The organism is Allobosea sp. RAF48 (genome assembly GCF_052114025.1).
GTDB lineage: Bacteria > Pseudomonadota > Alphaproteobacteria > Rhizobiales > Beijerinckiaceae > Allobosea.
Map to the genome: position 1 here is coordinate 1 of NZ_JBFRDZ010000016.1, position 12,766 is coordinate 12,766.

11 protein-coding genes are annotated in these 12,766 nt (G+C 66.8%); 7 read left to right on the forward strand and 4 right to left on the reverse strand.

All coding sequences use genetic code 11. The annotated features are described in order from the left end of the window. Positions 1–350 precede the first annotated feature (350 nt). Complete coding sequence (locus AB4Z10_RS24505) at positions 351–1,217, reverse strand: LysR substrate-binding domain-containing protein (RefSeq protein WP_441473020.1); 867 nt, start codon at positions 1,215–1,217, stop codon at positions 351–353. A gap of 202 nt (positions 1,218–1,419) precedes the next feature. Here AB4Z10_RS24505 and ilvD point away from each other — a divergent pair, with 202 nt between their 5' ends. The 3 genes from ilvD (at position 1,420) to AB4Z10_RS24520 (ending at position 5,580) form a co-directional block, all read left to right on the forward strand. Further along, positions 1,420–3,261, forward strand: coding sequence for a dihydroxy-acid dehydratase (gene ilvD / locus AB4Z10_RS24510; protein WP_441473021.1), 1,842 nt, complete (start codon positions 1,420–1,422; stop codon positions 3,259–3,261). A gap of 197 nt (positions 3,262–3,458) precedes the next feature. Further along, positions 3,459–4,565: an HPP family protein gene (locus AB4Z10_RS24515; RefSeq protein ID WP_441473022.1), complete on the forward strand. Its 1,107-nt coding sequence runs from the start codon at positions 3,459–3,461 to the stop codon at positions 4,563–4,565. 79 nt (positions 4,566–4,644) lie between these two features. Then, positions 4,645–5,580, forward strand: coding sequence for a hypothetical protein (locus AB4Z10_RS24520; RefSeq protein WP_441473023.1), 936 nt, complete (start codon positions 4,645–4,647; stop codon positions 5,578–5,580). A gap of 213 nt (positions 5,581–5,793) precedes the next feature. Here the strand turns inward: AB4Z10_RS24520 and AB4Z10_RS24525 are convergent, their stop codons facing one another. Continuing rightward, positions 5,794–6,279 carry a hypothetical protein gene (locus AB4Z10_RS24525; RefSeq protein ID WP_441473024.1) on the reverse strand — a complete coding sequence of 162 codons (486 nt, stop codon included), beginning with the start codon at positions 6,277–6,279 and terminating at the stop codon, positions 5,794–5,796. A 232-nt stretch (positions 6,280–6,511) separates the two neighbouring features. On the opposite strand from AB4Z10_RS24525, the gene AB4Z10_RS24530 reads away from it, so the two are divergent. Both AB4Z10_RS24530 and AB4Z10_RS24535 read left to right on the forward strand, forming a co-directional pair. After that, complete coding sequence (locus AB4Z10_RS24530) at positions 6,512–6,955, forward strand: Lrp/AsnC family transcriptional regulator (protein WP_441473025.1); 444 nt, start codon at positions 6,512–6,514, stop codon at positions 6,953–6,955. A 188-nt stretch (positions 6,956–7,143) separates the two neighbouring features. After that, positions 7,144–8,274, forward strand: coding sequence for a saccharopine dehydrogenase family protein (locus AB4Z10_RS24535; protein ID WP_441473026.1), 1,131 nt, complete (start codon positions 7,144–7,146; stop codon positions 8,272–8,274). 38 nt (positions 8,275–8,312) lie between these two features. On the opposite strand, the gene AB4Z10_RS24540 is transcribed toward AB4Z10_RS24535, so the two are convergent. Next, a complete protein-coding gene (locus tag AB4Z10_RS24540; RefSeq protein WP_441473027.1) occupies positions 8,313–8,927 on the reverse strand; it encodes an HAD family hydrolase in 615 nt (204 codons plus the stop codon). A gap of 125 nt (positions 8,928–9,052) precedes the next feature. Here AB4Z10_RS24540 and AB4Z10_RS24545 point away from each other — a divergent pair, with 125 nt between their 5' ends. Together AB4Z10_RS24545 and AB4Z10_RS24550 are read left to right on the forward strand one after the other, a co-directional pair. Beyond that, positions 9,053–9,925 carry a protein-methionine-sulfoxide reductase heme-binding subunit MsrQ gene (locus AB4Z10_RS24545; RefSeq protein ID WP_441473028.1) on the forward strand — a complete coding sequence of 291 codons (873 nt, stop codon included), beginning with the start codon at positions 9,053–9,055 and terminating at the stop codon, positions 9,923–9,925. Between the two features lie 79 nt (positions 9,926–10,004). Further along, entirely contained in the window at positions 10,005–11,735 is a 1,731-nt protein-coding gene (locus AB4Z10_RS24550; RefSeq protein ID WP_441473029.1) for an MFS transporter, read from the forward strand. Positions 11,736–11,933: 198 nt separating this feature from the next. On the opposite strand, the gene AB4Z10_RS24555 is transcribed toward AB4Z10_RS24550, so the two are convergent. Beyond that, positions 11,934–12,731 carry an undecaprenyl-diphosphate phosphatase gene (locus tag AB4Z10_RS24555; RefSeq protein ID WP_441473030.1) on the reverse strand — a complete coding sequence of 266 codons (798 nt, stop codon included), beginning with the start codon at positions 12,729–12,731 and terminating at the stop codon, positions 11,934–11,936. Between the last annotated feature and the right edge of the window lie 35 nt (positions 12,732–12,766).

Below are 12,766 nucleotides of genomic sequence, written 5' to 3' on the forward strand. Positions count from 1 at the left end.
TCTTTCTGTCTTCAATTTTCAAACAGCGTGCGCTCTACAAATTCCGACAGGAACTCGCCCGGTGTCCCGGACGTCAGCCCCAGCCTCATCAGGAAGCGCAGAAGAGGCGCCGCTCAGCGGCGGCGCCGTCTCGATGGGTGGCTTATAGGGCGCGCCCCTTTTCGCTGTCAACGGCGATTTTGAAAGTTTTTCGACAGAGCCAGATTTTTTCGTGAATTCAATGAGTTATCCGGACTCCTGAGTTTTCCACAAGCCGGAGAGCGCCATTCTCGTCCGCTCCGGGGCCAATCCGGCGCCATCCGTCATCAGGCCAGGCGGAAGATGCCAGGAGAGCGCGAGGTCCCGTGCCTTCAGGACGCAGCCGGCGCATCGCTCAGGGCTTCGGCCAGGAAGTCGCTCAGCGCCGCCACCGCCGCCGTTGCGCGCCCCGGCGCCTGGTGCAACGCGATCTCGGAGGCAGGCAAAGCCGGCAGCCCCTGCTCCGGTCCCAGCAATTGCAGCTCGGGGCGAGCGGTGCCCGCCTTGACCACGGTCAGCGCCGCCCCTGATGCCGCCATCGCCTCGACGGCGCCGATGCTCGATGACGAGAACAGGACGCGCCAGCGCAGCCCCGCCTCGTTCAGCGCCTCGAGCGCCCATTCGCGGAACATGTTGGGCGCCTTCAGCAAGGCGAGCTGCAGCGGCTCCTCCAGCGCAAAGGCGGCGCGGTCCGAGCAGGCCCAGGCGGTGTGTTCCCGGCGCAGGACCTGACCACGACCATCACCGGCCTTCTGTGTGGCGAGAACCAGATCGAACTCTTCGCCGAGGCTGTTCAGCAGGTCGCGGGTGAAGCCCGTCGTGACCTCGAGCTCCACCTCGGGATGGGAGCGGGCAAAGCGGGCGAGCGTCTCCGGCAAGACGATCGTGGCGTAGTCGTCCATCACGGCGAGCCTGACGCGGCCGCTCACACTCTGCGCGTTGATGACGTCGAGCGCCTCGTCATGCAGGGCGACGATCCGGCGGGCATAGCCGAGGAACTGTTCGCCCGCGCGCGTCAGCAGCACTTCCTGCGGCGAACGCTGCAGCAGCGTCTGCCCGGCCAGTTCCTCGAGGCGACGGATCTGCGTGCTGACCGTCGACTGGCTGCGGAACAGCGCGGCCGCCGCGCGCGTGAAGCTGCGCAGCTCCGCGACGGTGACGAAGCTGCGCAGCAGATCGACGTCGATATTGCGCAGCATGGCGCAGCGCCCTCAGCTCATTGCAATCCAGCGGCAGCCGTTATGCCAATTCGGAAACCATCTGTCCCGCATGCAGGGGTGGATGGCCGCCATGCGCGGCGCCGATCATGGAAATCGAAGAATTCAATTTTGTCGCAAGGCGCGGCGACGATAGTTTGCCGCCCAACGGGACGCCAGGAGCCCGAGACCGGAGACGCATGAGATGCCCAGGCTGAGATCAGCAACCTCCACCCACGGCCGCAACATGGCCGGCGCCCGCGGCTTGTGGCGTGCCACCGGCATGAAGGACGGCGACTTCGGCAAGCCGATCATCGCGGTGGTCAACTCCTTCACGCAGTTCGTGCCGGGCCACGTCCATCTCCAGGATCTCGGCCAGCTCGTCGCGCGCGAGATCGAGAAGGCCGGCGGCGTCGCCAAGGAATTCAACACCATCGCGGTCGATGACGGCATCGCCATGGGCCATGACGGCATGCTCTACAGCCTGCCCTCGCGCGAGCTCATCGCCGACAGCGTCGAGTACATGGTCAACGCCCATTGCGCCGACGCGATGGTCTGCATCTCCAACTGCGACAAGATCACGCCGGGCATGCTGATGGCGGCGATGCGCCTGAACATCCCGACCGTGTTCGTCTCGGGCGGGCCGATGGAGGCCGGCAAGTTCATCGCCGAGGGCGTGCTGAAGAAGGTCGACCTCGTCGATGCGATGATCGCGGCCGCCGACGACAAGTACACCGATGCCGAGGTCGACGTGATCGAGCGCTCGGCCTGCCCGACCTGCGGCTCCTGCTCGGGCATGTTCACCGCCAACTCGATGAACTGCCTGACCGAGGCGCTCGGCCTCGCGCTGCCCGGCAACGGCTCGACGCTCGCCACCCACGCAGACCGCAAGCGCCTCTTCGTCGAGGCCGGCCATCTGATCGTCGATATCGCGCGCCGCTATTACGACCAGGACGACGAGAGCGTGCTGCCGCGCAATGTCGGCTCGTTCAAGGCGTTCGAGAACGCGATGACGCTCGACATCGCCATGGGCGGCTCGACCAACACGGTGCTGCACCTGCTGGCGGCGGCCCATGAGGCCGAGATCGACTTCACCATGGCCGATATCGACCGGCTGTCGCGGCGCGTGCCCGTGCTGTGCAAGGTCGCGCCCGCCGTCGCCGACGTGCATATGGAAGACGTCCACCGGGCCGGCGGCATCATGGCGATCCTCGGCGAGCTCGACCGCGCCGGGCTGATCGACACTTCGCTGCCGACCGTCCACAGCGCGACGATGGCCGAAGCTCTCTCGCGCTGGGACATCACGCTGACGCAGAGCGAGGCGGTGCGCTCCTTCTACAGCGCTGCGCCCGGCGGCGTGCCGACCCAGACCGCCTTCAGCCAGGACCGGCGCTTCGCCGAGCTCGACGACGACCGCGAGAAGGGGGTGATCCGCAGCGCCGAGCATGCCTATTCCAAGGATGGCGGATTGGCCGTGCTGTTCGGCAACATCGCGCTGGACGGCTGCATCGTGAAGACGGCGGGCGTGGATGCCTCGATCCTGAAATTCTCCGGTCCGGCCGTGATCTTCGAGAGCCAGGACGCGGCGGTCGAAGGCATCCTCAACCGCAAGGTCAACCCCGGCGACATCGTGCTGATCCGCTATGAGGGGCCGCGCGGCGGGCCGGGCATGCAGGAGATGCTCTATCCGACCAGCTATCTGAAGTCGAAGGGCCTCGGAAAAGCCTGCGCGCTGATCACGGACGGGCGCTTCTCGGGCGGCTCGTCCGGCCTCTCGATCGGCCATGTCTCGCCGGAAGCGGCCGAGGGCGGCGCGATCGGCCTCGTCGAGAGCGGCGACATCATCGCGATCGACATCCCGAACCGCTCGATCGAGCTCAAGGTTCCGGACGAGGAGCTGGCGCGGCGCCGCGCGGCAATGGAGGCCAAGGGCAAGGACGCCTGGAAGCCGGCCGCCCCGCGCAAGCGCAAGGTCTCGACCGCGCTCAAGGCCTACGCCGCGACGACGACGAGCGCCGCCAAGGGCGCTGTGCGCGTGGTCGACTGATCGTCCTCAGGTCGACCGGCCAACCCGGCCGGTCGACCTTTTTTCACAGAGATCAAATTTCCAAGGCCCGTCACGCGAAGAGCGATTTCTGCTTTTCCCATCTCCGGACTCGGGCGCGGCAGCAGAATCGCATTGTCCGGCCACCTTCTCGGGCGTATTGAGCCTGCCGAAATTTTGAGCAGCGCCAGCCGAGTTCAATGCCCCTCCCCGTTCTCGAACCACAGACCGGCCAGCGCCGGCGCGGCAAGCTCTTCGCGCCGATCCTGGCCGGCGCGACCTGGCGCGACCGGCTCATCGCCTGCCTGGGCGCGCTGATCGGCGTCGGCGCGACCGGGCTGATTTGCGGACTTCTGCTCGGCAACGACCCGCATTTGCCGCTGCTCGCCGCGCCGATGGGTGCCTCGGCCCTGCTCCTCTTCGCGATACCGTCGAGCCCGCTCGCGCAGCCCTGGTCGATCGTCGGCGGCAATACCGTCTCGGCCCTGATCGGGCTCATGGTCGGCCGCTATGTTCCCGAGCCTGCCATCGCGGCCGGCAGCGCCGTCGCGCTCGCCATCGCCGCCATGTCGCTGCTGCGCTGCCTGCATCCGCCGGGCGGGGCGGCGGCGCTGACGGCAGCGCTCGGCGGCCCTCTCGTCTCCGCCTATGGCCTCGGCTTCGCCTTTGTGCCGGTCGGGCTGAATGCGCTGGTGCTGACCTTGCTCGGCATCCTGTTCCACCGCTTTTCCAGCCACAGCTATCCGCATCGTCCTGCGGCCGCTGCCAATCCGCACGGAACGAACGACCCGCCGGCCAGCCAACGTATCGGCTTCAACGAGGCCGATATCGATGCGGCGCTCGGCGATCTCGGCGAGGCCTTCGACATCGACCGCGGAGATCTCGACCAGCTGCTGCGGCGTGTCGAGATGCATGCGCTCTCGCGCTCGCGCGGCCTGCCGCGCTGCGCCGACATCATGTCCCGCGACATCGTCCGGATCGACCGGCACGGTGAGATCGAAGCCGCACGTGCGCTCCTGCTCGAACACGGCGTTCGCGCCCTGCCCGTCGTCGATCACGACAACCGGCTGCTCGGCATCGTCGGGCTGCGCGAGCTGACGCGGCCGGGCCTGCGCGTCGGCGACGTCATGACGCCGGCCCATACCGCCAGCCCCGATGCGCCCGCCGTGGAGCTGATCGGGCCGTTGACGGATGGCCGCCACCACGCCGTGGTGATCGTCGACGAAACGCAACGCCTGCTCGGCCTGGTGACGCAGAGCGACCTGCTCGCCATGCTCCTCAAGCCGTTGCGGCAGGAAGCCGCCTGACCCCGGACTGCGCCAAAAAACGTTCCCCCTTTTGCCCGTCCTCCTTTAGCTTGCCGCCAATCTCATCGGAGGAACCACAATGCGGGCCGCGGCCGTCGCCTTGATCAGCCTTTTGTCGCTTCCCGCGGAGGCTGCCGGCCCGTTCGGCAAGATCGTCGTCGGCAACTGGTCGGGCGGCACCTTCACCAACGACCAGACCGGCGCCTTCTCGCATTGCGCCGTCAGCGCCCGCTACAAGAGCGGCGTGACGATGCTGACCTCGGTGACGGCGCAGTATTCCTGGCTGCTCGGCTTCACCAAGCCGGACTGGAAGCTCAGGACCGGCGAGACGCTCAATCTCCGGCTCGTTTTCGACCGCAGCTCGACCATCGACGTGACGGCGAACATCAAGACGCCGACGCTGCTGACCATCGCGATGCCGGCGCAATCCAACCTGATCAACGCCTTCCGCCAGGGCCGCTACCTCGAACTGATCGCCAATGACGCGCGCTATACCTTCGCGCTCACCTCGACCGGCGAGATGCTGCCGGCTCTGGTCGAATGCGTGAAGCAGAGCGCCAATGCGCGCGGCCCGGTGACACCCGGCGCGCCCGATCGGGCTCAGACGCCCGAGGCGACGGAGAGGGAGCGCGCGGCGCGGACCGAAAAGAAGGCGCTGCTGGAGAAGACGCGCGACCTGATCCGCAGCAAGATGCTGGCCTGCATCAGCCGGGAAGGCGCGCCGATGCTGCTGACCGACGAGAAGGCGGAGGTCGTGGCCAAGGCGGCGATGCTGTTCTGCAAGGGCGATGTCGACGCACTGACCAACGCCACGATCGAGCTGATCGAGACCGAGGAAGGCCGCCCCGCCAACCGCGGCGTCGTCCGCGAGGCCGCGGAAAAACGGGTTCAGGAGGTGGTGACGGCGCATATCATCCGCGCCCGCGGCGAGATGCTCGGCAAGGGGCAGAGGCCGTCCGATCCGCCGCCGGCGCGGCAGTCCGACCCCGCTTCTCGTCCGTCGCAGATGCTTTAGTTACCGCCGCTCGCACGCGCAGCCGCGCCGCCATCCCGAACAAGCCGCGTCAGCGGCGCCGATCCGTGATCCATCGTAGGGCAGCGAAGCCTGACGATGGTTTCCAGGCCTAAGCTTCGTTCGACGATGCGATCCGGCACAGACGCAGCATGCCCTGAAACGGAGAACGCCGCGCCCTGCGGCGCGGCGTTCCGAAACAGGCCCGGAAGAGGTTCAGCTCTTGAGCTTGGTATTGCACTGGCTCCAGTAGCCGCCGCCCTTCTCGATCCATTTCAGGTCGCCATTGGCGTTGGCCGCCTTGTTGGCGTTGTACTGGTCGACGCAGGTCTTGAGGCGCGCCTTGCCGGCGGTCTCGTTCGAATACTTCTGCGAAACGGCCCTGGGGAACACCGCCGCCTTGGCCTTGCCGGCAGGCATCGCAGCAGGCTTGGCGGCCGGAGCGGCCGTCGTCGCCGCCGTTGCGGCAGGCTTCGCCGGCTCGGCCGGCACCGCAGCCGCGGCCTCGTCGTCGGCGGCATCGTCGTCACCACACTGGGCCTTGCGGAAATCGTTCCACTTCTGGCCCTTGAGCGCATTGGCCTTCTTGGCGTCCTGATACTTGACGCTGCACTCCTTCATCGTCAGCGCCGAGGCCGGCGTCGCCGCGAAGGAAGCAAGAGCAAGGGCCGATGCGGATGCGAGAATGAATGTCCTGAACATGACCTTCTCCATGGCAAAGCGTGCTGCCGCCGGTCGGCATGCCACTCCGATTTGCGCCCCGAGGCAAGCCCTTTCCGGCGCGCCGAATTACCTTTCGCCTGCAAAATGTTCCTTTGTAGGCAAGCCCTTGCGTCGATCGCGGAGGGAAAGCCCGGCGGATCTTTCACGCCGGCCTTGCCGGGCTGCACGATTTCCCTGCTATATGACGGCCCACCTCACACCCGGAGACGATATGGCACGGCCCTCCGACGCCGCGAAGGACCGCGAGCTCATCCGCATTTTGACTGAAAATGCCCGGCTTCCCCTGTCCGACATCGCCAAGCAGCTCGGCGTTTCGCGGGCGACCGCGCAGGGGCGGCTGGCCCGGCTGGAACGCGACGGTGTGATCGCCGGCTACACCACGATCCTGGGCAAGGCGACCCGGCCGGCCACCACGATCTCCGCCCTCATCCTGATCGAGCTCGAGGTGAAGCAGCAGGGCGGCGTCGTCGCAGCCCTGAAGAAGCGCCCTGAAATCGTGCAATGCCACACGTTGAGCGGCCATTTCGACCTGTCCGTCAAGATCGAGTGCGAGACGGCGAGCGACCTCGACACCATCATCGACTGGATCGCCGAGATGGAAGGCGTCCGGCGCACGACATCCTCCGTGATTCTGGCCCGGAAGTTCGAGCGCTGACGCTGCCGCGGCGGCCTCGCCGGGGGCCCTCTCGCCCATTTCACATCGATCTGGCGCATATCCCTTCATCTTGAAGGCACATCGCTGCGCGCGGCGGCGATCCGCTCGTTAAAGCGTGCGCCGCCTGAAGCGATGCTTGGCGAGAGAGGGAGGTGCCTTGCCTGCCCGACCCGTCAGGAGATCGCGACATGACCATCCAGAAGCAGCGCATTGCCGTGCTCGGCGCCGGCCAGATCGGCGTCATCATCGCCGGCATGCTGGCCGAGCAGGGCCATGAGGTGACGCTGGCCGACGCTTCCGCAGCGCAGCTCAAGCATGCCGCCGGCGGCCGCTTCGCCACCGCGACCGTGGACGCCTCCGACCTCGCTGCGCTCAGCGCCTTCCTCAAGGACCGCGACATCGTCGTCAGCGCCTGCCCGTACTTCCTGAACAAGGGCATCGCCAAGGTCGCGGCCGAGACCAAGACCCACTATTTCGACCTGACCGAGGACGTCGCCACCACCTCCTACATCAAGGAACTTGGCGAGACCTCCGATGTCGCGCTCGTCCCGCAATGCGGCCTCGCCCCCGGCTTCATCTGCATCCTCGGCGCCGACATGGCGGCGCGCTTCGAGAACGTCCGCACCATCAAGATGCGCGTTGGCGCCCTGCCGCTCTATCCGACCAACGCGCTGCGCTACAACGTGACCTGGTCGGTCGACGGGCTGATCAACGAGTACTGCAACCCTTGCGAGATCGTCTTCGACGGGCAGCCGACGCTGGTTCCGGCGCTCGAAGGCATCGAGGGCGTCATGATCGACGGCGTTGCCTACGAGGCCTTCAATACCTCGGGCGGGCTGGGCACGCTGACCGAGACGCTGGCCGGCAAGGTGCGCAACATGAGCTACAAGACGTTGCGCTATCCCGGCCATGCCGAGATCATGAAGCTCCTGCTGCGCGATCTCGACCTCGCCGACGACCGCGAGACCCTGCGCCGCATCCTCACCCACTCCGCGCCCTTCACCCGCAAGGACGTCGTCGTGATCTTCGTCACCGGCGTCGGCGAGCGGCGCGGTCGCCTCGAGGAGGAGAGCGTCGTGCTGCGCTATGACGGCAATGACGAGCTCGGCGCGATCCAGCTCACCACCGCCGCCGGCTGCGTCGCGATGATCGAGCTCTTCCTCGCCGGCAAGCTGCCCGCCAAGGGCTTCGTACGGCAGGAGGATGCCGTCCTCGCCGACTTCCTCGCGACCAAGGCAGGCACCCGGCTGGTCCGCGAGGCGCGCGGCGTCGATGCCGAAGGCCTCGTCCCCACCGTCGCGATCAAGAGCGCGGCCTGAGGGCTCGCGCTCCCTCCCGACAAGTCAGGCTCTGCCCGTCAGAGCCTGACGCCCAGGCCGCGCAACTCAGCGCGCAGGTCGATGGGCTCGACGAAATGGACGGCCCGCATGCCGACGTCGCGGGCCCCCACGATGTTCTTCTCGCTGTCGTCCACGAAGATGCAATCGCCCGCCTCAAGGCCATAGCGGCCGAGCAACACCTCGTAGATCGCCCGGTCCGGCTTCAGCAGGCGCTCATGCGCCGAAACGACGACGCCGTCGAAGCTCTGCAGGAAGGGAAAGCGGATCAGGCATTCCGCCCATTTCTCGCGCGAGAAATTGGTGATGGCGTAGACCTTCTCGCCCTGCCCTTTCAGCTCCTCCAGCACCGCGACGCTGTCCGCGATGGCGTGCGGGATGCTGTCGTGCCAGCGCTCGTCATAGGCGCGGATTTCGCGCTCCCATTCCGGATGCCGGGCGACCAGCGACGCCACGGCCTCCTCCCAGGAGCGGCCGCGATCCTGCTCGATGTTCCAGGCCATGGTGCAGACATTCTGCATGAACCAGTCCAGCCGCTCGGGATCGGGAATCAGCGAACGATAAATCAGCCGCGCATCCCAGCGCAGCAGGACGTTGCCGACATCGAAGACGACGGTGGGATTGCTGGTAGCCATCGTGAAACCCGCTTGAAATGGGCCGGCAGGACACCCCATTCACACGCTTGTGTCCAGACGTGCAGGACAGTGGCCGACCCTATCGTTTATGCCGGTGGCATGAGCGTTCGCATCGGAGACCGCCCGTGAAAGCTTGGCTGCCATGGACCGACCGACAGGGCCGCTTCTCGGCCTTGCGGGCCGCGACTTTCGCATTGCTGTTCGTGCCGGCGCTGCTGCTGCTCCACGCTGCCTGGATGCATCAGCTCGGTTCCAAGCCCTGGACCGAAGCGATTCACCAGACCGGCACATGGGCGGTGAGAATCCTCGTTGTGACGCTCGCCGTCTCGCCGTTCCGGCGGCTGTTCGACTGGGGCAAGCTGATCGGCATCCGCCGCATGCTCGGGCTCGGCGCGATGGCCTATGCGCTCGGCCATATCTCGCTCTATTGCATCGACATGGCGTTCGACTGGGGGCTGATCGCCTCCGAGATCGTCAAGCGCTTCTACCTCACCATCGGCTTCGTGGCGCTCCTCGGCCTCTGCGCGCTCGGCGCGACCTCGACCGACGGCATGATCCGCCGGCTCGGCAAGAAATGGCAGCGCCTGCACAATCTCGTCTATCCGATCGCGGTGCTGGCGCTGCTGCACTTCGCGCTGCAGTCCAAGATCGATGTCACCGAGCCTGTGCTGACGAGCGGGCTATTCCTGCTGCTGATGCTCTATCGCGGCCTTTATCGCTGGAAGCTGCCGGTCTCGGCGCCGGTTCTGGCCGGGGTCGCGCTTCTCGCCGGCCTGCTCACAGCCGGCCTGGAAGCCGGCTGGTATGCGGCGACCTCCGGCGTCTCGGCCTGGCTGGTCCTGCAGGCCAATTCCGACATCCTGACCTATCAGGATTATGCCTCGCTGCGGCCGGCGCATTGGGTGGTCCTGGCCGGGCTTCTGGTCGCGTTCGGCCATGGGTTGCGCGCCCGCAAGCCGCGCCCGCCGCGGCAGGCGCGTCAGCCCGCGGTGGCGTAGGGAGAAAAACTTTCCAAGTTTCGACATCTTCAAGATGGAAAGGATTTCCCCTCCCGCACTCATGCTCTAACCCTATGGCATGCCTGACGATCCGCACGCCCAGCCCACGGCCGATGTCGTAGAAGCCGAGCTCGCCTCGGAAGGCATCAATCCAGCGCAGGTCCGGGTCTCGCCCTTCGTTCCGCTGCAGCAGCCGATTTTCCGCGCCGTCTGGTTCGCCAGCCTCGCCTCGAATTTCGGCGGTCTGATCCAGGCGGTCGGGGCCTCCTGGATGATGGCTTCGATCTCGCCTTCGGCCGAGATGGTGGCGCTGGTGCAGTCCTCGACCACCCTGCCGGTGATGCTGTTCTCGCTGGCCGCCGGCGCCATCGCCGACAATTACGATCGCCGCCGTATCCTGCTGGTCGCGCAGGTCTTCATGCTGCTGGTCTCGATGGCGCTGGCTGCCTTCGCCTGGTTCGGCCTGATCACGCCCTGGCTGCTCCTGACCTTCACCTTCCTGATCGGCTGCGGCACGGCGCTCAACAACCCGGCCTGGCAATCATCGGTCGGTGACATGGTTCCGCGCCGCGACGTGCCGGCGGCGGTGACGCTGAACAGCGTCGCGTTCAACATCGCCCGCAGCGTCGGCCCGGCCATCGGCGGCGCGATCGTCGCAGCCGCGGGCGCGGTCGCAGCCTTCGCCATCAATGCGTTCAGCTATATTCCGCTGCTCGTCGTGCTGGCGCGCTGGGAGCCGCCCAAGGTCGAACGGCTCCTGCCGCGCGAGACGATGCTGATCGCGATGGGCGCGGGCGTGCGCTATGTCGCGATGTCGCCGAACATCCGCTCCGTCATCCTGCGCGCCTTCGTCTACGGCTTCGGCGCCATCGTGGGGCTGGCGCTTTTGCCGCTGATCGCGCGCGACCTCGTCCGCGGCGGCCCGCTCACCTATGGCGTGCTGCTCGGCGCGTTCGGCGCCGGCGCGGTGGCCGGCGCCTTCATGAGCGCGCGCCTGCGGCGGGCGATGAGCACCGAAGCTCTGGTTCGCTCCACCTTCACCGCCTACGCCGTGGGCGTCATTTTCGTCGCGCTCAGCGCGACCATGCCGCTGGCGATGGCCGGGCTTTTCGTCTGCGGCGCCTGCTGGGTGCTCGCGCTCTCGACCTTCAACGCCACGGTGCAGCTCTCGGCCCCGCGCTGGGTCGTCGGCCGCGCGCTCGCGACCTACCAGATGGCGGCCTTCGGCGGCATGGCGACGGGCAGCTGGGCCTGGGGCCGGCTGGCGCAACATTTCGGCGTCGAGAAGGCCCTGCTGATCTCGGCGGTCACGCTGCTGGCCGGCGCCGCACTCGGGCTGCGCTACCGGCTGCCGCCGCTGGAGGAGCTCAATCTCGATCCGCTCAGCCGCTGGCGCGAGCCGAAGGTCGCGGTCGACATCGAGCCACGTTCAGGCCCGGTGATCGTGACGATCGAATACATCGTCAAGCCGGAGGATGTCGTCGCCTTCCTGACCGTGATGGCGGAACGCCGCCGCATCCGGCGCCGCGACGGCGCCCGGCACTGGACCCTGCTGCGCGACCTGACCGATCCGACGCTCTGGATCGAGCGCTACGACAGCCCGACCTGGGTCGAATATGTCCGGCAGAACCAGCGCGTCACCCAGGCCGATGCAGAGATCGGCGAGCGCGTCCGCGCGCTGCATAGCGGGCCGAACCCGCCGGTGGTCCATCGCATGATCGAGCGGCAGACAACCTCCCTGCCGCAAATGCCGGCGACGAGGTCTCCGACGCTCGCGGACTCCCTGGCCGATACGTCGCGACCGGCCTGAACCCACGGCGCTCCCACATCATCGGGGGAGCAATGTGCCCCAGTCTCCCCGGACGCGGCACAAATCCCAGTTGTCGTCATGCTCGCCCTTGTGGCGAGCATCCACGCCTTGAACCGCTTCGGCGAAGGAAGACGTGGATGGTCGGGACAAGCCCGACCATAACGTCGCGGGTTCGACGAACTTACGTGATCAGCCCGTTCAGCCGACGATCCAGAGGCCGGCGAGCCCGACCATGCCGACGATGATGCGCCACCAGGCGAAGGGGGCGAAACCGCGCTTCGAGACGAAGTCGAGGAAGCTGCGCACCACGATCAGCGCCGAGAAGAAGGCCGCAATGAAGCCGACGACGATCAGGATGCTGTCGTCGAAAGTCAGGTCCTTGTAGCTCTTCAGCAAGTCATAGGCGAAGGCGCCCGCCATGGTCGGCATGGCGAGGAAGAAGGAGAACTCGGCCGCAGCCCGCTTGCTGGCACCCAGCAGCATGGCGCCGACGATGGTCGAGCCCGAGCGTGAGACGCCGGGGATCATCGCCAGGCACTGGATCAGGCCGATCTTGAAATACATCGGCAGCGGGAAAGTCGTGGCGTCGGTGTGCTTCTCCTGCAGCTCCATCTCGTCCACGACGAGCAGGATCAAGCCGCCGGCGATCAGTGCACAGCAGACGATGAAGGGGTTGAACAGCACGGTCTTGATGAAGCCGTGCAAGGCGGCGCCGATGATCGCGGCGGGCAGGAAGGCAATCAGCACGCCGATGACGAAGCGCCGGGCGGAAGGATCGCTCGGCAGTCTCAGCGCGATGTCGAGCAGGCGGCGGAAATAAACCAGCAGAATCGCCAGGATCGCGCCGAGCTGGATCAGCACCTCGAAGGTCTTGCCGTTCGATTCGAAGCCGAGGAAATGGCCCAGCAACAGCAGATGTCCCGTCGAGGAGACCGGCAGGAACTCGGTGAGGCCCTCGACGATGCCGAGGACGAAGGCTTCGATCAGGTTCTGCATGCGGGAGATCCTCGCGCGAATCAGACCGCACCTGG

What these genes read in the sequence shown, in the direction of transcription:
- AB4Z10_RS24540 (WP_441473027.1), bottom strand. Translation starts at nt 8,927, where the DNA reads ATGGCTACCAGCAATCCCACCGTCGTCTTCGATGTCGGCAACGTCCTG.
- AB4Z10_RS24525 (WP_441473024.1), bottom strand. Translation starts at nt 6,279, where the DNA reads ATGTTCAGGACATTCATTCTCGCATCCGCATCGGCCCTTGCTCTTGCT.
- AB4Z10_RS24550 (WP_441473029.1), top strand. Translation starts at nt 10,005, where the DNA reads ATGCCTGACGATCCGCACGCCCAGCCCACGGCCGATGTCGTAGAAGCC.
- AB4Z10_RS24555 (WP_441473030.1), bottom strand. Translation starts at nt 12,731, where the DNA reads ATGCAGAACCTGATCGAAGCCTTCGTCCTCGGCATCGTCGAGGGCCTC.
- AB4Z10_RS24535 (WP_441473026.1), top strand. Translation starts at nt 7,144, where the DNA reads ATGACCATCCAGAAGCAGCGCATTGCCGTGCTCGGCGCCGGCCAGATC.
- AB4Z10_RS24520 (WP_441473023.1), top strand. Translation starts at nt 4,645, where the DNA reads ATGCGGGCCGCGGCCGTCGCCTTGATCAGCCTTTTGTCGCTTCCCGCG.
- AB4Z10_RS24505 (WP_441473020.1), bottom strand. Translation starts at nt 1,217, where the DNA reads ATGCTGCGCAATATCGACGTCGATCTGCTGCGCAGCTTCGTCACCGTC.
- AB4Z10_RS24515 (WP_441473022.1), top strand. Translation starts at nt 3,459, where the DNA reads ATGCCCCTCCCCGTTCTCGAACCACAGACCGGCCAGCGCCGGCGCGGC.
- AB4Z10_RS24530 (WP_441473025.1), top strand. Translation starts at nt 6,512, where the DNA reads ATGGCACGGCCCTCCGACGCCGCGAAGGACCGCGAGCTCATCCGCATT.
- ilvD (WP_441473021.1), top strand. Translation starts at nt 1,420, where the DNA reads ATGCCCAGGCTGAGATCAGCAACCTCCACCCACGGCCGCAACATGGCC.